General features: G+C 72.4%; 20 protein-coding genes and 1 pseudogene. 12 read left to right on the top strand and 9 right to left on the bottom strand.

Annotation, left to right across the window (positions count from 1 at the left end; translation table 11 throughout):
• Positions 1 to 33 precede the first annotated feature (33 nt).
• Positions 34 to 798, top strand: coding sequence for an ABC transporter permease (locus M2266_RS13290; protein WP_277441187.1), 765 nt, complete (start codon positions 34 to 36; stop codon positions 796 to 798).
• Positions 799 to 808: 10 nt separating this feature from the next.
• Positions 809 to 1,807, top strand: coding sequence for an ATP-binding cassette domain-containing protein (locus M2266_RS13285; protein WP_277438388.1), 999 nt, complete (start codon positions 809 to 811; stop codon positions 1,805 to 1,807).
• A gap of 209 nt (positions 1,808 to 2,016) precedes the next feature.
• On the opposite strand, the gene M2266_RS13280 is transcribed toward M2266_RS13285, so the two are convergent.
• Entirely contained in the window at positions 2,017 to 2,997 is a 981-nt protein-coding gene (locus tag M2266_RS13280) for an aminotransferase class V-fold PLP-dependent enzyme (RefSeq protein WP_277438387.1), read from the bottom strand.
• Between the two features lie 327 nt (positions 2,998 to 3,324).
• On the opposite strand from M2266_RS13280, the pseudogene M2266_RS13275 reads away from it, so the two are divergent.
• The 3 genes and pseudogenes from M2266_RS13275 to M2266_RS13265 all read left to right on the top strand — a co-directional run bounded on the left by M2266_RS13275 (position 3,325) and on the right by M2266_RS13265 (position 6,858).
• Positions 3,325 to 4,660: pseudogene (locus tag M2266_RS13275) on the top strand (DUF445 domain-containing protein).
• A gap of 24 nt (positions 4,661 to 4,684) precedes the next feature.
• Complete coding sequence (locus M2266_RS13270) at positions 4,685 to 5,521, top strand: class E sortase (protein ID WP_277438386.1); 837 nt, start codon at positions 4,685 to 4,687, stop codon at positions 5,519 to 5,521.
• A gap of 479 nt (positions 5,522 to 6,000) precedes the next feature.
• Positions 6,001 to 6,858: a fumarylacetoacetate hydrolase family protein gene (locus M2266_RS13265; protein ID WP_277438385.1), complete on the top strand. Its 858-nt coding sequence runs from the start codon at positions 6,001 to 6,003 to the stop codon at positions 6,856 to 6,858.
• 57 nt (positions 6,859 to 6,915) lie between these two features.
• On the opposite strand, the gene M2266_RS13260 is transcribed toward M2266_RS13265, so the two are convergent.
• The 3 genes from M2266_RS13260 to M2266_RS13250 all read right to left on the bottom strand — a co-directional run bounded on the left by M2266_RS13260 (position 6,916) and on the right by M2266_RS13250 (position 9,832).
• Positions 6,916 to 8,013 (bottom strand): hypothetical protein, encoded by a 1,098-nt coding sequence (locus M2266_RS13260; protein ID WP_277438384.1) that lies wholly within the window; start codon positions 8,011 to 8,013, stop codon positions 6,916 to 6,918.
• 281 nt (positions 8,014 to 8,294) lie between these two features.
• Positions 8,295 to 8,765, bottom strand: a complete 471-nt coding sequence (locus M2266_RS13255) for a heme-degrading domain-containing protein (RefSeq protein ID WP_277438383.1) — start codon at positions 8,763 to 8,765, stop codon at positions 8,295 to 8,297.
• On the bottom strand, positions 8,762 to 9,832 hold the full coding sequence (locus tag M2266_RS13250) for a Gfo/Idh/MocA family oxidoreductase (RefSeq protein ID WP_277438382.1): 1,071 nt from the start codon (positions 9,830 to 9,832) through the stop codon (positions 8,762 to 8,764). The genes M2266_RS13255 and M2266_RS13250 overlap by 4 nt, the downstream gene beginning before the upstream one ends.
• Positions 9,833 to 9,888: 56 nt before the next feature.
• Here M2266_RS13250 and M2266_RS13245 point away from each other — a divergent pair, with 56 nt between their 5' ends.
• From M2266_RS13245 to M2266_RS13225, 5 genes are all read left to right on the top strand, one after another.
• The gene (locus M2266_RS13245; protein WP_277438381.1) at positions 9,889 to 11,010 is read left to right on the top strand and encodes an ROK family transcriptional regulator; all 1,122 of its coding nucleotides are present in this window, start codon (positions 9,889 to 9,891) and stop codon (positions 11,008 to 11,010) included.
• Positions 11,011 to 11,036: 26 nt separating this feature from the next.
• The gene (locus M2266_RS13240; protein ID WP_277441186.1) at positions 11,037 to 11,612 is read left to right on the top strand and encodes a GntR family transcriptional regulator; all 576 of its coding nucleotides are present in this window, start codon (positions 11,037 to 11,039) and stop codon (positions 11,610 to 11,612) included.
• 378 nt (positions 11,613 to 11,990) lie between these two features.
• Positions 11,991 to 12,770, top strand: coding sequence for an HAD-IIA family hydrolase (locus M2266_RS13235; protein WP_277438380.1), 780 nt, complete (start codon positions 11,991 to 11,993; stop codon positions 12,768 to 12,770).
• Positions 12,771 to 13,064: 294 nt separating this feature from the next.
• Positions 13,065 to 13,511, top strand: coding sequence for a hypothetical protein (locus tag M2266_RS13230; RefSeq protein ID WP_277438379.1), 447 nt, complete (start codon positions 13,065 to 13,067; stop codon positions 13,509 to 13,511).
• A gap of 6 nt (positions 13,512 to 13,517) precedes the next feature.
• Positions 13,518 to 14,168 (top strand): class F sortase, encoded by a 651-nt coding sequence (locus M2266_RS13225; RefSeq protein WP_277438378.1) that lies wholly within the window; start codon positions 13,518 to 13,520, stop codon positions 14,166 to 14,168.
• Between the two features lie 65 nt (positions 14,169 to 14,233).
• On the opposite strand, the gene M2266_RS13220 is transcribed toward M2266_RS13225, so the two are convergent.
• The 5 genes from M2266_RS13220 to M2266_RS13200 form a co-directional block, all read right to left on the bottom strand.
• Positions 14,234 to 14,794, bottom strand: a complete 561-nt coding sequence (locus M2266_RS13220) for a hypothetical protein (protein WP_277438377.1) — start codon at positions 14,792 to 14,794, stop codon at positions 14,234 to 14,236.
• 221 nt (positions 14,795 to 15,015) lie between these two features.
• On the bottom strand, positions 15,016 to 16,140 hold the full coding sequence (locus M2266_RS13215) for a PP2C family protein-serine/threonine phosphatase (protein WP_277438376.1): 1,125 nt from the start codon (positions 16,138 to 16,140) through the stop codon (positions 15,016 to 15,018).
• A 22-nt stretch (positions 16,141 to 16,162) separates the two neighbouring features.
• Complete coding sequence (gene mnhG / locus M2266_RS13210; RefSeq protein WP_277438375.1) at positions 16,163 to 16,531, bottom strand: monovalent cation/H(+) antiporter subunit G; 369 nt, start codon at positions 16,529 to 16,531, stop codon at positions 16,163 to 16,165.
• A gap of 13 nt (positions 16,532 to 16,544) precedes the next feature.
• The gene (locus tag M2266_RS13205; RefSeq protein ID WP_277438374.1) at positions 16,545 to 16,814 is read right to left on the bottom strand and encodes a monovalent cation/H+ antiporter complex subunit F; all 270 of its coding nucleotides are present in this window, start codon (positions 16,812 to 16,814) and stop codon (positions 16,545 to 16,547) included.
• Positions 16,811 to 17,332 carry a Na+/H+ antiporter subunit E gene (locus M2266_RS13200; RefSeq protein WP_277438373.1) on the bottom strand — a complete coding sequence of 174 codons (522 nt, stop codon included), beginning with the start codon at positions 17,330 to 17,332 and terminating at the stop codon, positions 16,811 to 16,813. The genes M2266_RS13205 and M2266_RS13200 overlap by 4 nt, the downstream gene beginning before the upstream one ends.
• Before the next feature lie 110 nt (positions 17,333 to 17,442).
• Here M2266_RS13200 and M2266_RS13195 point away from each other — a divergent pair, with 110 nt between their 5' ends.
• On the top strand, positions 17,443 to 18,900 hold the full coding sequence (locus M2266_RS13195; protein ID WP_277438372.1) for a penicillin-binding transpeptidase domain-containing protein: 1,458 nt from the start codon (positions 17,443 to 17,445) through the stop codon (positions 18,898 to 18,900).
• A 183-nt stretch (positions 18,901 to 19,083) separates the two neighbouring features.
• Positions 19,084 to 20,550 carry a M1 family metallopeptidase gene (locus tag M2266_RS13190; RefSeq protein ID WP_277438371.1) on the top strand — a complete coding sequence of 489 codons (1,467 nt, stop codon included), beginning with the start codon at positions 19,084 to 19,086 and terminating at the stop codon, positions 20,548 to 20,550.
• Position 20,551 lies beyond the last annotated feature (1 nt).

The following is a 20,551-nucleotide window of genomic DNA, read 5'->3' as shown; positions in this document are numbered from 1 at the left end:
GACGGGCTGCGGGCGTACGGGCTGATCGTCGCGATGTGGGTGCGGTCGACGATGGCGTACCGGGCGTCGTTCCTGATGACCGCGTTCGGCAACTTCGCGACCACCGGTCTGGACTTCGCGACGATCCTGCTGATGTTCTCGCACGTCACGACGTTGGGCGGGTTCACGCTGCCTGAGGTGGCGTTCCTGTACGGGACGACCAGCACCGCCTTCGGGCTGGCCGATCTGACGATGGGCAGCATGGACCGGCTCGGGCGCCGGGTACGGGACGGGACGCTGGACACGCTGCTGCTGCGGCCGGTACCGGTCCTCGCGCAGGTGGCCGCCGACCGGTTCGCGCTGCGGCGGCTGGGGCGCATCACCCAGGGCTCGCTGGTGCTGGGCTGGTCGCTGATGCGGCTGGACATCGACTGGACCGTGCTGAAGGTGCTGATGATGCCGATGATGCTGCTCAGCGGAGGCGCGATCTTCGGGGCCGTGTTCGTGGCGGGTGCGGCCTTCCAGTTCTGGGCGGGCGACGCCTCCGAGGTGCAGAATTCCTTCACGTACGGCGGGAACACGCTGCTGCAGTACCCGCCGTCGATCTTCGCCAAGGATCTGGTGCGCGGCGTCACCTTCATCGTGCCGCTGGCGTTCGTCAACTGGCTGCCCGCGCTGCGCATCCTGGGTCGCGACGACCCGCTGGCGCTGCCCGGATGGCTGGACTTCGCGTCGCCGCTGGTGGCGGTCGCGTGCTGCGCGGTGGCGGGCCTGGCGTGGCGGACGGGGCTGCGGTCGTACCGGAGCACGGGAAGCTGAGGGACGGAGGATGGGGACAGTGGACGGCGACAGCGCGCACATCGAACTCGACGCGGTGGAGAAGGCCTTCGACGTGCGCCGGAAGGCCGGGCGGTGGCGGCGGGAGCGGCACCGGGTGCGGGCGGTCGACGGGATCTCGTTCTCGGTGCCGCGCGGCGAGATGGTCGGGTACATCGGGCCGAACGGGGCTGGGAAGTCCACCACGATCAAGATGCTGACCGGGATCCTGACGCCCAGCGGCGGGCGGGTGCGGGTCGCGGGGATCGACCCGTCGCGGGACCGGACGAAGCTGGCGCGGCGCATCGGGGTGGTCTTCGGGCAGCGCACCACGTTGTGGTGGGACCTGCCGCTGAAGGACTCCTACCAGCTGGTGCGGCGGATGTACCGGATCGAGGACGGGCGGTACGCGAGGAACCTCGCGCGCTGCGTCGACCTCCTCGACCTCGGGCCGCTGTTGGACGTGCCGGTGCGCCAGTTGTCGCTGGGGCAGCGGATGCGCGGTGACATCGCGGCGGCGCTGTTGCACGATCCGGAGGTGCTGTACCTGGACGAGCCGACGATCGGTCTCGACGTGGTCAGCAAGGCGAAGGTGCGGGAGTTCCTGCGGACGGTCAACGCCGAGCAGGGCACGACCGTCCTGCTGACCACGCACGACCTGACCGACATCGAGCAGCTGTGCGAGCGGGTGATGGTCATCGACCACGGGCGGCTGATGTACGACGGCGGTCTGGACGGGCTGCACGCGGTAGGGGAGAGCGAGCGCACGCTCGTCGTCGACTTCGAACGACAGCTGCCGGCGGTGGCGGTGGCGGGCGCGCGGTGCGTGAAGGTCGAGGGGCCGCGCCAGTGGCTGGCGTTCCCGGCGGCGGGCAGCGCGGCGCCGCTGGTCGCCGAACTGGCGGCGCGCTATCCGCTGGTGGACCTCTCGGTGCGGGAGCCGGCGATCGAGGACGTCATCGCGCGGATGTACTCGACGGTGCCGGCGCAGTCGGCGGGCCCCGGTTCGTAGACAGGTCCTAGGCCGTGTCTGACACATCCCGCCTGGCCCGGGACGCCTGGCACGCGCGCTCTCCCCCAGCTACCGCTGGGAGGGGCCCCCAGTTGTCGGGCCCGCCCCGGTACGTCCAGTACAGGGGCGACCCTCCGCCGTGCGATCGCCCGCACCAGACGCCCCGGGCCCCGCCCTCCGGGCGGACGCCGGTATGTGTCAGACACGGCCTAGCGCAGTGAGCTGAGGGCCGCGTGCACCCGGTCGACGGCGGCCAGTGGCGTGGAGGCGTGCGCGGACAGGCGCAGCGAGTCGGGGCGGACCGTCGGGGTGACCTCGAAACCGTGCAGCGCCTTGGCGACGAGGCGCGGGTCGGTGCCGGGGATGCGGAAGGAGACGATGCCGGCGCGCTGCTCGGGGGCGACGGGGGAGAGCACCTCGCCGCCGCAGGCCAGAACGGTGTCGATGAGTTGCGCCACCCGGGTGGTGATGTGCTCCTCGATGGCGGGTACGCCGGACCGCTCGACCAGTTCGAGGGCGGCGGCGAGGGCGGCCGCGGTGACGGGGCTCAGGTGGGTGACGCTCCACCGCTGGGCGCCGGCGGCGGGCGGGTGCTCGCGGTCGTCGAAGACCCCCGCGTCCTCGACGCCGGTCCAGCCGGTGAGGGTGGGCTCCAGCCGTTCCAGCGCCCGGTCGGACAGGGCGGCGAAGCCGGTGCCCCAGCCGGCCCGCAGCCACTTCTGGCCGCCGGTGACGACGACGTCCGCGGCCCGCCAGGGCAGGTCGGCGACGCCGAAGCCCTGGATGGCGTCGACGATGAGCAGCCGGTCGCCGATCACCTCGCGGAGCGCGGCGAGGTCGGCGCGCTGGCCCGTGCGGAAGTCCACGGCGCTCACCGCCACGGCCACGACGTCGTCGCCGCCGGGGCCGGTCAGGGCGTCGCGGACGGTGTCGGGGCTGATCAGGCCCCGCTGGTCGGCCTCCAGCGGGCGCGGTACGGCCCGGCCGAGCTCCGCGGCGCGCCGCCACGGGTACTGGTTGGAGGGGAACTCGCCGGACGGGACGAGGACGGTGCCGCCGGAGATTCCGAAGGCGGCGTGGAACAGGCCACTGGACGTGTTCGGGAGCAGCACGACGTGGTCGGGGTCGGTCCCGGCCAGCCGGGCGGCGGCCTCCCTGGCCCGCGGCTCGGCGCGCATCAGGTCGTCCACGGTGCTGTGGGTGGCGCGGGCGGAGTCGGCCAGGGCCTGCGCCGGTGGCGTCCAGGACGTCGCGGGAGGGCGGGCCGTAGCGGGCGAAGTCCAGGTACCCCGCGGGCTCCTCGAAGTGTCCGGCGTAGCCGGGCAGCCCTCCGGTCCTGTCCTGCGCTGTCATCGCGACTCGCTCCTTCGGTGCGGGGTGCGGTACGGGTTGGGGTGCGGGGCTCCGGGACGGCGCCGGCGGCCGTCCGCCGTTCCTGGCGTGACTTACCGGGACGCGGGGAACCTGTTGTTCGTTCCCAGGTTGGCAGTGGCGGTGACGATACGCGGGTGGAGCGGATGGAAGCAGCGGTAGTGAGCGATCCGGGTGGCGGTCACGCCGGCGGTCCACGGGGCGGGCCGGGTGCGGCGCCGAGCGCCGCGGAGGCCGCCGACGAGGGCCGGTGGCGCGGGGTCCGCCGGATGAAGGTGATCGCGACCGGGCTGCTGCTCGCCGCGACGGTGGTCTACGCCCTGGCGAAGTGGGCGGACTCGGCGGGCGCCGGTCCCTGGGCGGGGGTACGTCGCCGCCGCCGCGGAGGCGGGCATGGTCGGCGCGATGGCGGACTGGTTCGCCGTCACGGCGCTGTTCCGCCGCCCGCTGGGACTGCCGATCCCGCACACCGCGATCATCCCGACGAAGAAGGACACCCTCGGGCACAGCCTCGGCGACTTCGTCGGCGAGAACTTCCTGTCGGCGGACGTCGTCAGGACCCGCCTGCGGGCGGTCGGTATCGGTTCGCGGCTCGGCGCCTGGCTCGCGGAGCCCGAGCACGCCGACAAGGTGACGGAGCAGGCCGCGGCGGCGCTGCGCGGCGTGCTGACGGTGCTGCGGGACTCCGATGTGCAGGCGGTGGTCGGCGAGGCGATCACCCGGCGCGCGGAGGGCCGGGAGGTGGCGCCGGGCGTCGGCAGGATGCTGGAGCGCGTCGTCGAGGACGGCGGCCACCGGCGGGTGGTCGACCTGGTCTGCGTGCGGGCGCACGAGTGGCTGGTGGAGCACGGCGACTCGGTGATGGACGCGGTGCAGGGTGGCGCGCCGGGGTGGACGCCGCGCTTCGTGGACCGCAAGGTCGGCGAGCGGGTCTACAAGGAGCTGGTGCGCTTCACCGCCGAGATGCGTGACATGCCGGACCACCCGGCGCGCGGGGCGGTTGACCGGTTCCTCGCGGACTTCGCCGTGGAGTTGCAGTCGGATCCGGACACCCGCGAGCGCGTCGAGCGGCTGAAGAAGGACCTGCTGGCGCGCGGTGAGGTGCAGGACCTGATCGAGTCGGCGTGGACCGCGGTCCGGGGCATGGTCGTGGCGGCCGCCGAGGACGAGCGCAGCGAGCTGCGGCTGCGGACCCGGGCGTCGCTGCTGTCGCTGGGCACCCGGATGGCGACCGACGGCGCCCTGCAGGCGAAGGTGGACGGCTGGCTGGAGGACGCCGCCACGTATGTGGTGACGACCTATCGGGACGAGATCACGTCGCTGATCACCGAGACGGTGGCGGGCTGGGACGCCGACCAGACGTCCCGCAAGATCGAGGCGCATGTGGGGCGTGACCTGCAGTTCATTCGGATCAACGGAACGGTGGTCGGCGCGCTGGCGGGGCTCGCGATCTACGCGGCGTCGCAACTCTTCACGGGGTAGGCCGGCGGCCGTATCGTCCTTCGCATGACGGTGCGTCAGAAATCAGGGCCTGTCCGGCCTGCCCGGCCCGCCCGGGTCGTCGTCCAGGCCCGTGGGCGGCTCCTGCGGAGTGGCGGCGCCCGGCGGACCCCGCTGGGGCGGGCGCTGTGGGGCGCGGCCGAACTGGGGGTGACGTTCGGGGTCGTCGTGCTGCTGCTGGTGGCGCACCAGTTGTGGTGGACCAACCTGCGGGCGCACGAGGCCGCGCGGCGCGAGGTGGCGGCGCTGGAGCGGCAGTGGGACGCGGCTCCGGCTCAGGGCCCCGATCCGGACCCGACGTCGGTGCCCGGTGACAACCCGACGGTGGATACATCCGATGACAAGGCGCCGACCAAGGGCCCTCAGCGACAGGCCGCAACACCCGAACGGGACGATCTGGCCTACGCCGTGCTGCGCATCCCCGCGATCGGCGTAACCGCCCCCGTCGCCCAGGGCATCGGCAAGACCGCCATACTCAACCACGGCTACGTCGGCCACTACCCGCAGACCGCGCAGCCCGGCCGGCAGGGGAACTTCGCCGTCGCCGGACACCGCAACACCCACGGGGAGCCGTTCCGCTACATCAACCGGCTGCGGGCCGGCGACACGGTGACCGTCGAGACGGCCACCGGCCGTTTCGTCTACGTCGTGGAGAAGACCGTGCCGCAGACGAACCCCTCCGACGGATCCGTGATCGCCCCGGTGCCGTTCAGCGCCGTGCACCCGGGCGCCCGCATGACCGGCCCCGGCGCGTACATCACCCTCACCACCTGCACGCCCGAATACACCTCCAAGTACCGGCTGGTGGTGTGGGGACGGCTGAAGTCCGCCCAGGCGCGCTAGGCCGTGTCTGGCACATCCCGCCTGGCCCGGGACGCCTGGCACGCGCGCTCTCCCCCAGCTACCGCTGGGAGGGGCCCCCAGTTGTCGGGCCCGCCCCGGTACGTCCAGTACAGGGGCGACCCTCCGCCGTGCGATCGCACGCACCAAACGCCCCGGGCCCCGCCCTCCGGGCGGACGCCGGTATGTGTCAGACACGGCCTAGGCCCCGTCGGCCAGGCGAGGATGTGAAGACCCGCCCAAGGGCCGGGCCACCGGCGGGTGCCGAAGGCGCGGCCGCCCGCGATGCACGCGGCACCCGGTGCCGCTTTTGGCGCCGCCACGATGGCGGAGATCTTTCCGCCGCTCCCCCGCGGGCCGCACGGGTGGCACTGGATGCCGCGAAGTCCACTTCGTGAAAGGGGGCTTGCGGGACGGACTCGATCTCTTGGAGGATCTGCCAAGACATCGGATGACCACCCTCGCCCAATAGGAGTACGCCTGTGAAACTGCTGCGTGTCGGACCCGCCGGAGCTGAAGCCCCGGCCCTGCTGGACGGCGACGGAATCCTGCGCGACCTGTCCGGCACCGTGCCCGACATCGACGGCGCACTCCTCGCCGACGATGCCGCGCTCGCGCGGATAGCCGCCGCCGCGGCGGACGGATCCCTGCCCCGGTTGGACGCCACCGGGGTGCGCGTCGGGCCGCCGCTGGCCCGGATCGGCAAGATCGTCTGCATCGGCCTCAACTACCACGACCACGCGACGGAGACCGGCGCGCCGATTCCGGCCGAGCCGATCGTCTTCATGAAGGCGCCGGACACGGTCGTCGGGCCCGACGACACGGTCCTGGTGCCACGCGGCAGCGTGAAGACCGACTGGGAGGTCGAACTCGCCATCGTCATCGGGCGGCGACTTCGGTACGCCGCGTCCCACGAGGAGGCGCTGGCCGCGGTCGCGGGCTACGCCCTCTCCCACGACGTCTCCGAGCGCGAGTTCCAGATCGAGCGCGGCGGCCAGTGGGACAAGGGGAAGAACTGCGAGACGTTCAACCCCATCGGCCCGTGGCTCGTCACCGCCGACGACATCCCGGACCCGCAGGCGCTGGGCCTGCGGCTGTGGGTCAACGGCGAACCGAAGCAGAACGGTTCCACCGCGGACCAGATCTTCCCCGTGGCGGAGGTCGTCCGGTACCTGAGCCATTTCATGACGCTGTACCCGGGTGACGTGATCAACACGGGAACGCCGGCGGGTGTGGCGCTGGGCCAGCCCGACCCGAAGCCGTATCTGAGGGCGGGCGACGTGGTGGAACTGGAGATCGACGGCCTGGGCCGCCAGCGGCAGGTTCTGGCGGACGCGTAGTCCCGGGCCCGGCGCGTCGTGCGGCGCGCCGGGCCCGGTACCGTCCGGCGCCGTCCGTCAGAAGCATTCCTCGTAGTAGACGCCGATCTTGGGGAGCGTGAGCAGCGCGGCCTTGTAGGTCGGCTTCGCGCCGATGAGGAACGTGATCCGCTTCGCCAGCTCGGCCTTCGTTCCCTGGGTGCCGACGGGTTTGAACCCGTTCGTCGTCAGGAGGTTGCAGAAGACCACGATGTGCTGGAAGTGCGGCTGCGTCCCCGCGTGCGGACAGAGCGTGGCGATGACGTTGGTCGTCCAGTACGGCGGGAATTCGGCCCGCTTGCAGTCGATGTCGTCGACCCCCTTGAGCCACGCGCTGCCCACCTGTGCCGTGGAGTGGACGTTCTGGCCGATCTCCGCTTGTCCCCCCGGAATCCTGATGGTTCCTCGCGAGGACAGCGTCGGCATCAGCGAGGCCACCCACCCGGCCACGCAGTACGGGGCGATCCACTGGATCTGCCCGAAGGCCTCGCTCTTCGAGACGGCCAGGATCAGACCCTTGGGAGTGGTGAGATCGCCGAACGAACACTGCCAGTTGACGGTGTGCTCGGCGTTCACGGCGTTGTAGCCGCTCTCCTGGTCGTCGGGCAGGACGTCGACGATCTCCTGGACCGTCACGTCGTTTCCGCCGCGCTGCACCCAGCCCTTCAGCGGATGGTCCGGGGCGGCGATGTAGAGCTTGTCGCCGGGGCCGACGAGTAACCGCTCGCGGTGCCCGGAGACGGTGGCGAAGACCGGGATGCCCTGGTAGCAGAGGCTGCTGCCGTCGCTCCACGAGAAGAACTTCGCGTTGAACGCTTCCTGCGCCCCGCCCAAGGAGATGGCGGTGAGGCAGGAAGCGCCCGCCGCCTTCAGCGTCTCGCGGTCCAGGGTCGCCAGGTTCCGCTGGGGTAGCGGGAATTTCGGATTCGCCACGATGAACTGCGGATAGGCCACCTGCATCGCCGAGAGGAAGAAACTCAACTCGCCGTGCAGCCGCAGATACGACACCAGGCGCCGGTAATCGCCACCCTGCGACATGTCGGTGAGTTCCGCGGCGATATCGGCGGTGTCGGGAGGGCCGCCCTTGAACCAGTTCAACAGATTCGGGTAGGACATCGGAGCCGGGTGGGTGCTCATGGACTTCCTTCCGGTGCTGGAATACCGCAGCGTGAAAGGGGAGCCCGGAGCGGGACCGCGTCGCGCGACGTCCCCCGTGCCGCGCTTGGCGTAGCCGTCGTCACCGTACAACGCACCCGAACTGCCGGCGCCGGTGGCGCCGTGAATAGGCGCCCGCGCGTATGGAATTACGCTCGACCCCGCACCGCGGTGCCGCGCTGAGTTCCTGAACCGGTCAAGCCACCTCGCCTTCACGACCTGCGCTCGAGTCGATGTCGAGCCACCGCTCCAGCGGGTTCGCGCTACCCGCGCACCATGCGGGCCAGCGCCTCGACGGCCAGTGCGTGGTCCTCCGCCTGGGGGAGGCCCGAGACCGCCACCGTGCCGATGATTCCTACGCCCGCCACGCGGAGCGGGACCGCGCCGCCGTGCGCGGCGTAGAGGTCGGGATCGAGGCGGGAGGACTCCTCGAAGGTGGTGCCCTTGGCGCGGAAGCGCGCGCCGACGAGATAGGAGGACGCGCCGTAGCGTTCCGCGACGCGGGACTTGCGGGCGAGCCAGGCGTCGTTGTCCGGGGAGGTGCCCTCCAGCGCGTAGTGGAAGAGCTGCTGGCTCCCGCGACGGATGTCGATCGTCACCGGAGCGTCGCGCTCCCGCGCCAGCTCCACCAGCAGCGACCCCAGCCGCCACGCGTCGTCATTGCTGAAGCCCGGAAGGACGAGGTCGCGCTCCTGCGCTTCGAGTTCGGCCACGAGGTCGCCGGTGGCGGTCATGCGCGGGCCTCCAGTTCCACGGTGCGGCCCTCGCGGGCGGAGCGGCGGGCGGCTTCCAGGACTTCGAGGGCGGCGGCCGCCTCCAGCGCGGTGACCGGCGGGGCCGTACCGTCGCGGAGCGCGGCGGCGACGGCCGCGTAGTAGGCGGGGTAGTCGCCCGGCAGCGTCGGGACGGGGTGTACGGAGTCGCCGGCGCCGAGGGTGCCCCAGGCGCTCTCCGGCTCGGTGCCCCAGTCGGCGGGGCCGGGGCGCAGGCCGTCGCGGAGGGCTGCTTCCTGGGGGTCGAGGCCGTACTTGACGTAGCCGGCGGTGCTGCCGAGCGCGCGGAAGCGGGGGCCGAGCTGGGCGGTGGTGGCGCTGGCCCACAGGTGGGAGCGGACGCCACCGGCGTGCGTGATCGCGATGAACGTGTCGTCGTCCACCTGGGCGCCGGGGCGGCGCACGTCGGATTCGGCGTAGACGCGGACGGCCGGGCCGAAGAGCGTCAGCGCCTGGTCGACGAGGTGGCTGCCGAGGTCGTAGAGGAGCCCGCCGATCTCGGCGGGGTCGCCGGACTCGCGCCAGCCGCCCTTGGGCTGCGGCCGCCACCGCTCGAAGCGGGACTCGAAGCGCTGCACGGTACCGAGTTCGCCGTCGTCCAGGAGGCGGCGCAGGGTGAGGAAGTCGTTGTCCCAGCGGCGGTTCTGGAAGACGGAGAGCAGCAGCCCGCGGTCCTTGGCGAGTGCGGCCAGCTCGTACGCCTCGGCGGCGGTGCCGGCGAGCGGCTTGTCGACGACGACGGGCACGCCGGCTCGCAGGGCCGCGGTCGCGAGCGGCACGTGGGTGCGGTTGGGGGAGGCGAGCACCACGAGGTCGACGGGATCACCCGTCCACAGCTCCTCGGGGGAGTCGGCGAACCGCACGTCGGGGTGCTCGCCGCGGGCCTGCTCACGGCGCTCGGGGTTCGAGGTGGCGATCGTGTCGAGGACGAGGCCGTCGGTGGCGGCGATGAGCGGGGCGTGGAAGACGGAGCCGGCCAGGCCGTAGCCGACCAGTCCGACGCGGAGGGGGGTGGCGGGGCTACTCATGGGCCCTACTTTCGCAACAGTGTTGCCAAAGAGCAAGCACCGACGACAATGGAGGGGTGAACAGGGGAATCTCAGGGGCCAACCTGCCCGCGCTGCGGCACCACAACGCCGCGCTGGTGCTCGACCTGCTGCGCGCCGCCACCCGGCACGGGACGGGCGGCATCAGCCGGCTGGAGCTCGCCGAACGAACCGGGCTCACCCCGCAGGCGGTCAGCAAGATCACCGCGCGGCTACGGGCCGAGGGCCTCGCCGAGGAGTCCGGGCGGCAGGCGTCGACCGGCGGCAAGCCGCGCACCGAGCTGCGGCTGGTGCGCGGGGCGCGGTACGCGGCCGGGGTGCACCTGGACCGCGACGAGCTGACGGTCGTCCTCGCCGACCTGTCAGGCGAGCGGGTGGCGGCCCGTACGTCCCGGCTCGACCTGGGACGTCCCGCTGAGGAGGTGCTGGCGGCGGTGGCGCGCGAGGTGGGCGCGCTGGACGCCGGCCCCGCCCTCCTCGGTGTCGGCGTCGCCGCCCCCGGGCCGCTCGACCACGCCTCCGGCGTCCTGCACCGCGTCACCGGGTTCCCGGACTGGGACGGCTTCCCGCTGCGCGACGCGCTGGAGCGGCGGCTCGGGCTGCGGGTCGTCGTCGACAAGGACACCAACGCGGCGGCGCTCGCGGTCCTGGGTCAGGACGCGGGCGGCGGGAGCGGCGGGGGAGGCCGGGGCGGCGGCTCGTTCGCGTATTTGCACCTGGGGACCGGGCTGGGCGCCGGGCTGGTGCTGGACGGCGCGATCTTCCGGGGCGAGCGCACCGGCGCGGGCGAGTTCGGGCACCAGGTGGTGCAGTTGGACGGTCCCGTGTGCGGCTGCGGCAACCGCGGCTGCATCGAGGCGATGTGCCTGGCCGCGGTCGAGCGCGGTGACACGGCGGGCGCCGCGTACCTGCTGGGCGTCGGCGCCGCCAACCTCGTCTCGCTGCTCGACATCGACCGGGTGGTGCTCGGCGGGCGCACGGTCCTGGCCGACGAGGCGCTGTTCGGCCGGGAGGTCGCGGCGGTGCTGACCGAGCGCACGGCGCGTTCCGCCGGGCGCACGGTGCCCGTCTCGGTCGCCCCCGGCGGAACGCGGGTGGTGGCCGACGGCGCGGCGCTGCTCGTGCTGGCCTCGGTCTTCGGCGGCGCGGTGCCGGGCTGACGGCGGACCGCTCCTGCTCTGCGAGGATCGGTCCCGTGACAGACCCCCGCGCCCCGATCCGGTCCGGCGTGCCCGAGCATGGCCGGGTGCCCAAGTACTACGCCGTGAAGACCCGGCTGGAGTCCGTGCTCGACGAGCTCGGCGAGGGTGGACTGCTACCGACCGAGCGGGAGTTGGCGGCCACATTCGAGGTGGCGCGGGAGACCGTGCGTCAGGCGCTGCGCGAGCTGTTGATCCAGGGCCGGGTGCGGCGCAAGGGGCGGGGCACGGTGGTGGTGGACGCACTCGGCTGGCGGGACATCGCCGACCTCACCCTGTGCCCGGCCGACGCCGGGCGCGGGCGGCCGTTCCCCGACCTGGTGCTCGCCGCCCTGCTGCGCACCGGGGCGGCCGACGACGTACGGGAGATCGCCGTGGCGGGCGACACCCCGTACGACATGCTCTGCGGCCGCCGCTCCGGCGCCGCCGTGGTCGCGGGCGTGCTGACCGGCGCCCACGACGAGCCCGCGCTGTGCGAAGCCGGCGCCACGCACGTCCTGGCCACCGTCGCGGAACTCCCGGACGTCCTCGCGGGGCTCGCCGGGGCGGGGACGCGGCGATGAGTACGGAGCCGGGTGGGCCCGAGGAGGCCCGGACCCGCACCCGACTGGGCCGAGGTGAACGCCGGCCTGACGGCGTACGTCGACGCCTGGAAGAAGGCGACCGGCAGCTGGCGTGGGGGCGGCGGCCGGCCGCCGGCTGAGACGGCCGGGGCGTACGGCGTGCGCCCCGGCCAGTGCTCTGGCCGGAAGGGTTTGCCTCGTTCGCGGCGTCCGGCGCGGTGCGTCGCACGGCGGAGGATCGTCCTCGTACCGGGCGTACTCGGACGACTCCGACCATGCCGCGAAGTGCCGTGCCGGACGCCGCGAACCGGTGGACCTTTCCGGCCAGAGCACTAGGCTGAGCAGCGCAGCTGTACACCAGGACAGGAGAACACGCCCGTGTCGCATCGCAAGCCGATCGAATCCTGGCTCACCGACATGGACGGGGTGCTGATCCACGAGGGCACGCCGATCCCCGGCGCCGACGCCTTCATCAAGCGGCTGCGGGAGTCCGGCAAGCCGTTCCTGGTGCTGACCAACAACTCCATCTACACCGCTCGTGACCTGCACGCCAGGCTGTCGCGGATGGGTCTCGACGTGCCCGTCGAGAACATCTGGACCTCGGCGCTGGCCACCGCGAAGTTCCTCGACGACCAGCGTCCCGGCGGGACGGCGTATGTGATCGGCGAGGCCGGTCTGACGACCGCGCTGCACGACGTCGGCTACATCCTGACCGACGCCGAACCCGACTACGTGGTGCTGGGTGAGACCCGCACCTACAGCTTCGAGGCGCTCACCAAGGCGATCCGGCTCATCAACGGCGGTGCGCGCTTCATCTGCACCAACCCCGACGAGACCGGCCCGTCGGCCGAGGGCCCGCTGCCCGCGACCGGCTCGGTGGCCGCGTTGATCACCAAGGCCACCGGCAAGGACCCGTACTTCGTCGGCAAGCCGAACCCGCTGATGATGCGGGCCGGGCTGAACGCGATCGGCGTGCACTCCGAGACCAGCGCCATGATCGGCGACCGGATGGACACCGATGTCCTCGCCGGGCTGGAGTCGGGCATGGAGACCTTCCTGGTGCTGACCGGCCTGACGTCGAAGGCCGACATCGACAAGTACCCCTTCCGGCCGTCGCGGGTCGTGGACTCGATCGCGGATCTCGTCGACGAGATCTGAGCCCCGCACCGTGCGTGACCGACACCCCCTGATGGCGTAACCAAACGCCCCCTGAGGTGCGGCGGAACCCCCGTGGATGGAGGTTCGAAGCACCGGGTCCGCTGGCCGTACCCGGCCGAGCGGAGGTTCCCCCGATGCTAGATATCCGACGACCGGCAGCTGCCGGTGCGGCCGTGCTGTTCATGCTCAGTGGCGCTGTCCCGGCATTCGCCGACCAGGGTTCGGCGACGGCTTCGGGGACGGTGACCGTCACCCCCGGCAGGACCTGGGCGGGGCGCGGTCATCACGCTGCGTGTGAAGAGCGCGTGCCGTTCGGCGAACCGGGCCAAGGCGAGCGCCGAGGTCTTCGTGAGTCCGGTGACGCTGGCGCCGCCGGTCGACGGTCAGGACGGACTGGTCAGTGACGCGTCCATCCGGTCCGACGCGGTGGCGGGCACCTACGCCGTCTCGGTCGAATGCGACGGCAACGCCCACGCCGCCGAGGGCAGCGTGGTCGTCATCAACAGCGCGACCCCGGTCAGTCCCGTCACCCCGGTCGAGCCCGTCAGTCCCGTCCAACCGGTCAAGCCCGAGCCGCTCTGGCCGACGGCCCCGGTTCCGGCCGGCGGCGGTGGAACGGCGCAGCTGGCCGCGGGTCCCGCGGAGGCGGGTCCCGGCACCGACTCGGTGGCGGCGATCGGCGGCGCTGCGGCGGCGGCCTTCGCGGCCGTGGCGGTGTACCGCCGACGCCGCGACGGTTAGGCCGCGGTGCCGGACGAGGAACACCCGTCCGTCAACGGCCGTACCTGGGCTGCGGTGGCGGCGGGGCTGGTGCTCTTCGCCGCCTGGCTGCTGGGCGATCCCGTCGGCGGGGCGGTCCCGGCCGGTCCCGGCGTGCAACCCGTGGCCGGGACCGCCGAACGGCCGCCGCCGGTCTACGCCGCGCACCTGCCGCTGCCGGTCTCGAAACCACTGCGGGTGGACATCGCGTCGATCGGGCTGCACGCCGGGATCGTCGAGCGGGGCCTCGCCAACGGTGCGGTGGACCCGCCGCCGTACGACACCCCGGACGTCGCGGGCTGGTTCCGCGGCGGTCCGGCGCCGGGCGCGGCGGGCGCCGCCCTGCTCGTCGGCCATGTCGACACCGCGACCGGGCCCGCGGTCTTCTACGGTCTGAGCTCGGTGACGCCGGGCGCGGAGGTGGAGGTCGAGCGGGCGGACGGCTCGGTCGCGGAGTTCACGGTCGAAGGGGTCGAGGTCGTCGACAAGGACCACTTCTCGGCGGCCCGGGTCTACGGCGCGGGCACCCGGCCGGAGCTGCGGTTGATCACCTGCGGTGGCACGTACGACCGCGAGAGGCGCGCGTACTCGGCGAACGTGGTCGTCTTCGCCGCGCTGACCGGCTCACACAAGAAGTGACCGCCGCGTGCATTCGGCGCCCGGCCGGCAACCCGCTCCCCCCGGAGCAGCCGGCCGGGCGCACCTCACCCTCGGGCGCCTGGACTGCGGGAGTGGTCCGGCGCGGCCGGGGGTGGCTGGGGGAGCCCTGCGGCGGAGTCGGCGGCCATCTCGGCCGCGGAGTCGGGAAGCAGGGCGCGGAAACGGATCAGGACCGCTCCGTCGATGGCGTGGTGCACCTGGACGCCGTCGATGTGCGCCCCGCTCTCGGCCGAGTCGGCGAGTTGCTGGCACAGGGCGGCCGCGGCGTAGGAGTGCGGCGGGGCGGGCGGGACCGCGAGCGGTTTGTCGTAGCCGTAGTCGGTCACCGAGACCGTGCACCGCGCCCCGTCCACCCCGAGGGTCACGCGGTACCGGTGGGCGAACCCGTGGTCGACGACGTAGCCGCACGCCAGGGTGATCGCATCCGCCAGTCGCGCGCTGACCTCGCCGTACGGCCCCAGGGTGTCGAGTGCGGCGCACGTCATCCTGGCGGCCAGATCGTCGCTGCCCGGGGCGCGGTGCAGCGAGAACGTCCAGGAGAGATCGAGAGTCGATCGCCGCGGGTCGGAGAGGGGGAGTCGCGAGATCGCCGCAAGCTTCGCCATGACGCCGGTCCACGTCCTGCAGATTCGGAGGCGCTCGAGCCCGGACGGGGCTCCGCCTGGAGCGGACCAGGGTCCAGGGGCCGCGTAGTAACCCTAGAACAGGCGAACGCCCCGCCGCTAGGGCGGCTTGACGACACGTCATGGAGTGGGTACTCAGGGCGTTGCTTCCAGCCACGCGCGGGGGCCTACCCCGGAAGGACGGGCTCTCACGGGCGGCTGCCTCAGTCCGGTGGAGCGGGAGGCTTGGCGGGCGCGAGCAGCAGCAGGACGACGTCGTCGCCGAGGGAGCCGCCCGCGTGGCGCAGCAGGTCGGCGTAGATGCGCTCGACGGCCGCCTCCAGGTTCTGTGCCAGGCCGGCCACCAGTGGCCCGACCCGGTCGGCGAGGGGGTAGAAGGAGCCGTCCTCCGGGTTGCGGGCCTCGATCACGCCGTCCGTGCAGAGCACGAGCACGTCCTCGCCGCCGAGCTGGGCCCGCCAGGCCGCGGGCACCCCCTTGACCAGTTGGCCCAGGCCCAGCGGCACCCAGGGGTCCGGGGGGTCCAGCGTCGTCACGGATCCGTCGGAGGTGATGAGCAGCGGTGCCACGTGACCGTAGTGCAGGAGTTCGACGGAGCCGGGGCCGTCGAACTCGACGAACAGGGCGGTGGTGAACTCGCCGGAGCCGACATGGCGCTGCACGCTCGCCTCGACGCGCTGCGCGACGCGGGTCAGCCCGCCCTCGTCGTACGCGGCCTCGCGGAACGAGCCGAGCACGACCGCCGCGGTCTGGACGGCGTCCAGGCCCTTGCCGCGGACGTCGCCGATGAGCGCGCGCACGCCGTGCGGGGTGTCGAGGACGGAGTACAGGTCGCCGCCGATCTGGGCCGCGTCCGCCGCCGAGACGTACCGGACGGCGAGCCGGACGTCGCCGACCAGGTTGCCGGGGGGCCGCAGCAGGGCGCGCTGGGCTGCCTCGGCGACCGAGGTAATCGCGGTGAAGGCCCGCAGCCCGGTCTCGCGCCGCCAGGCGATGTAGGCGCTGAAGAGGCTGACCACGAGGTAGGTGGCGAACTGGCCGCTGAGCAGGACCCAGTCGTGGACCCGGTCGACCCCGTTGTACGGCGCGAGCGCCACCTGCGAGGCGAGGCCGAGGAGGGCGATGAGCAGGGTGCGCGACCAGGTCGTCGTGATGGACGCCAGCGCCGGGGCGACCACCATGCCGGGCCCGATGTAGTGGTCCCGGCCGGCCGACAGGTCCGCCAGCGAGACGATGACGATGGCCAGCAGGGGCAGCCCCATGCCCTGACGGGCCACGACGCTGTCCTCCAGGCTCCGCAGCGCTCCGACGATCCGAGCATTTGTCACATATAGAACCTACCGGTTGGACTCAGCCGGGGCCGGGTCCGGCGCCGGGTCGCGTCAGGTGATCGTCCAGTTCGTCGAGGACCAGCCGGTCGGCGCGCACCTGGCCGGTGCGGTAGGCCGCCCGACCCACCAGGTGCGCCGCCACCGGCACGGTCGTCAGCTGAAACGTCCCGATCAGCACCAGGGTGCCCAGGTCCACCCACGACCGCAGCCGCAGCGCCACCCCCAGCAGGACCAGCAGTAGGCCCAGGACCTGCGGCTTGGTCGCCGCGTGCATCCGGGTGAGGGTGTCGGGCAGCCGCAGCAGCCCGATCCCGGCCACGAAGCAGAGCGCGGCGCCGAGCAGCAGGCAGACCGCCGCGGCCCAGTCGCACACCGCGCCCGGGGTCATGAGGCGCCCCGGCTCATGACGCTTCCTCGTCCCGGAAGGCGATGAAGCGGGCGATGGCGACCGAACCGGTGAAGCCGAGGAAGGCCAGCACCAGCAGGACCGGGAGGGAGTACGGGGTGCGGTCGGCCGCCGCCTGCGCGCCCAGGCCCGCGACGATGACGGCCAGCAGCGCGTCCACCGCCACCGCCCGGTCGAGCATCGACGGCCCGCGCACCAGCCGGACGAAGACCATCACCCCGGCCGCGATCAACAGCCCGAGTACGGTCGCGGTGACCCATTTCACGACGTGCCTCCCTGGTCGAGCTCCTCGATCTCCGCGCGGGTGCCGAAGGCGCGCACCACCAGCGACTCCAGCCGGCGCACCCCGTCCCTCGCCTCCTCGCTGTCCACGCCCATGACGTGCACGAACAGCGTCGCCGTGGACCGCTGGACCTCCAGCACGGCGCTGCCGGGCACCGCCGAGACGGCGATCGCGGTGGCCGTCAGCATCAGGTCGCCCGGGCAGCGCAGCCGGACCGCCAGCACCGCGCAGGGAAGCGGCCCGGGGGACAGCGTCTGCCACACGGTCCGCAGCCCGGAGACGGTCAGATCCGCGAGGAAGAGCGCGGCGAACCGCACTAGGCCGATCGGGTGAATCCGCATCCCCAGGATGAGCGGTGGCAGCGGGAAGACCAGGCAGAGCACGACCGCCACGACCGCGCCGGTGATGACGTTCGCCGCGGTGACGTTGCCCCACAGCAGCACCCAGACGACGACGAGCCAGCCGACCAGCGGCCACTGATGTCCTCGCAGGGTGCGCACGGTGGCGATCCTCACAGAGCGGGACGGTTCCGGGCTGGAGCCGCGACCTGTGGGGAACCTGTGCTCACCCGCCGGAACCAACGCGTCCCCCGGAAACGTTCTTGCAAGGGATGAACAAGACCATCAGGCGTGCGTCGGTCTTCAGCCTCCTGCTCGTCCTCGCGGTCATGGCGCGGGTGACGTGGGTGCAGGCGGTGGACGGCCGGGCGCTCGCGGACGACCAGCACAACCGGCGGAACATCATCGCGCAGTACGCGAACCCGCTCGGTGACATCGTCGTGGGCGGAGAACCGGTGACCGGTTCCACCGCCACCGGCGGCGGCGACCTGCGCTACAAGCGCACGTACACCGGCGGCGGGCGGTACTCGGCGGTCACCGGCTACAGCTCGCAGGTCTACGGCGCCACCCAGCTCGAAGGCGTCTACCGCGATGTCCTGGGCGGCACCGACCCGCGGCTGAAGAGCCTGCCCGACTCGCTCACCGGCCAGGCCACCGAGCCCGGCGACGTGATCACCACCATCGACCCCGCCGTGCAGAAGGCCGCCTTCGAGGGGCTCGGCGACAAGAAGGGCGCGGCCGTCGCGATCGACCCGGCGACCGGCCGGATCCTCGGCATGGCCAGCACTCCCAGCTACGACCCGTCGAAGATCTCGGGCGGCTCCCAGGCCGACGGCTCGGCGTGGAGCGCCCTGCAGGCCGACAAGGACCAGCCGATGCTCAACCGGGCCCTGCGCGCCGCGTACCCGCCGGGCTCGACGTTCAAGCTCGTCGTCGCCGCCGCGGCCCTGGAGGACGGGCTGTACTCGACGATCGAGGAGAGGACCGACAGCCCGAATCCGTACCCGCTGCCCGGCACCTCGCGGAAGCTGTCCAACGAGTCGGCGTCGGCGCCCTGCGAGAACGCGAGCATCAACGTCGCCCTCCAGTACAGCTGCAACAACGTCTTCGGGAAGATGGCCGTCGACCTCGGTCAGGACAAGGTGCGGGCCGCCGCCGAGAAGTTCGGCTTCAACACCGACAGCCTGGACATCCCGGTGCGCGCGGCCAGGAGCAGCTACCCCAAGGGCATGGACAAGGCGCAGACCGCACTGTCCGGCATCGGGCAGTTCGACGACACCGCGACCCCGCTGCAGATGGCCATGGTCGTCGCGGCCCTCGCCAACGGCGGCGAACTGGCGAGCCCGCACATGGTCTCGCAGGTCACCGACGGCAATGGCACGGTGCTGCAGTCCTACCCGGACGGCGAGAGCACCCGCGCGGTCAGCGCGGACACCGCCGCGAAGCTGCGCAAGGCGATGGTCAACGTCGTCGACAACGGCACCGGCTCCAACGCGAAGATCAGCGGCGTCGAGGTCGGCGGCAAGACCGGCACCGCCCAGCACGGCGAGAACAACAGCGGGACGCCGTACGCCTGGTTCGTCTCCTACGCCGACGACGGCAAGGGGCACCAGATCGCGGTCGCCGTGGTCGTCGAGCAGTCGGACGCGGTCCGCTCGGAGGTCAGCGGGAACGGGCTGGCGGCGCCGATCGCGCGGGCGATGATGAAGGCCGCGTTGACGAGAGGTTGAGCCGGGGTCACGGCGGGTGGGCGCCGGACGGTGTTTTGAGACGTTGTGTTGCGCGCGGTGAAGGTCTTGAGACAGCAGTGGGCGAAGGGGTGGCTGGGACCACAGCCGGTTCCTAGGGTCGGGGTGTCCGAACTCACCCCGCGCTGGAGGACCCCTGTGCGTAAGAGAGCGATCGTTTCCGCTGTGAGCGCCGCCGGCCTGCTGCTGGCGATCCCGGCATCCGCCGCCGACGCAGGACCGGGGGCGCCCGGCATCGGCGACCCCTACTACCCGTCGTACGGGAACGGCGGCTATGACGTCTCCCACTACGACCTGCGGCTGAAGTACCAGCCCGCCACCGACGAGCTGGAGGGCACCGCGACCCTGCTGGCCACCGCCACCCAGGGGCTGACCCGCTTCAACCTCGACTTCGCGCTGGACGTCAGCGAGGTCCGGGTCAACGGCCGGATCGCGAAGTTCGCCACCAGCGGCGAGCAGGAGCTGGAGATCACCCCGGCCACCCCGCTCGCCAAGGGCCAGCAGGCCACCGTCGTCGTCCGCTACTCCGGCGTCCCGGGCAAGGTGAAGCGCTACGGCTTCACGTCCTGGCAGCGCACCCCCGACGGCGGCGTCGCCGCCAACGAGCCGGAATCCGCCTGGTGGTGGTTCCCCAGCAACGACCACCCGCTGGACAAGGCCACCTTCGACGTCTCGGTGCTCGTCCCCGACGGCTCGGCCGCGATCAGCAACGGCGTGCTGGTCTCGCAGACCTCCAAGATCGGCTGGACACGCTACAACTGGCGGCAGAACAAGCCGCAGGCCACGTACCTGGCCACGCTCGCGGTCGGGAAGTTCGACATCACGCGGAACACCACCGCCAACGGGCTGCCCGTCATCAACGCCTACAGCAAGGACCTGGGCGACAACGACGGCGCCGCCCGCGCGAGCATCGAGCGCACCGGCGAGATCATCGACTGGGAGAGCGGCTTCTTCGGCCCGTACCCGTTCAGCGCCGCGGGCGGCTACGCCCCCAACGTGCCCACGCACTACGCCGTCGAGACGCAGGGCCGGGTCTTCTACAGCCCCGCGCAGTTCGCGGCCGGGGCGAATCCCTCGGTCGTCGTCCACGAGCTCGCGCACCAGTGGTGGGGCGACAGCGTCTCGGTCGCCCACTGGTCGGACATCTGGCTCAATGAGGGCTTCGCCAGTTACGCGCAGTGGCTGTGGTCGGAGCACGAGGGCGAGGGCACCGCGCAGGAACTCGCCGACTGGGTCTACGGCCAGCACCCGGCCGACGACCCGTTCTGGACCGTGAAGCCCGGCGACCCCGGCGCGGAGAACCAGTTCGACGCGGCCGTCTACGACCGGGGCGCGCTCGCCATCCAGGCACTGCGGAACAAGATCGGCGACACGGCGTTCTTCGCCCTGCTCAAGGCCTGGCCGGCCCAGCACCAGTACGGCAACGGCTCCATCACCGAGTTCCAGAAGCTCGCCGAGAAGATCTCCGGCAAGAAGCTCGGCCCGCTCTTCGAGACCTGGCTCTTCACCGCGTCCAAGCCCGCGGCACCTTCAGCGGCCCCGAAGGCAGCGGCCCCGAAGGCAGCGGCCCCGACGGTGGAGCCCAAGTCCTGGAAGCAGATCGCGGCGACACACACCGTCCACGACCGGTGAG

This window comes from Streptomyces sp. SPB162, assembly GCF_029504575.1.
Lineage (GTDB): Bacteria > Actinomycetota > Actinomycetes > Streptomycetales > Streptomycetaceae > Actinacidiphila.
This window is presented reverse-complemented; position numbering and strand designations above follow the sequence as displayed.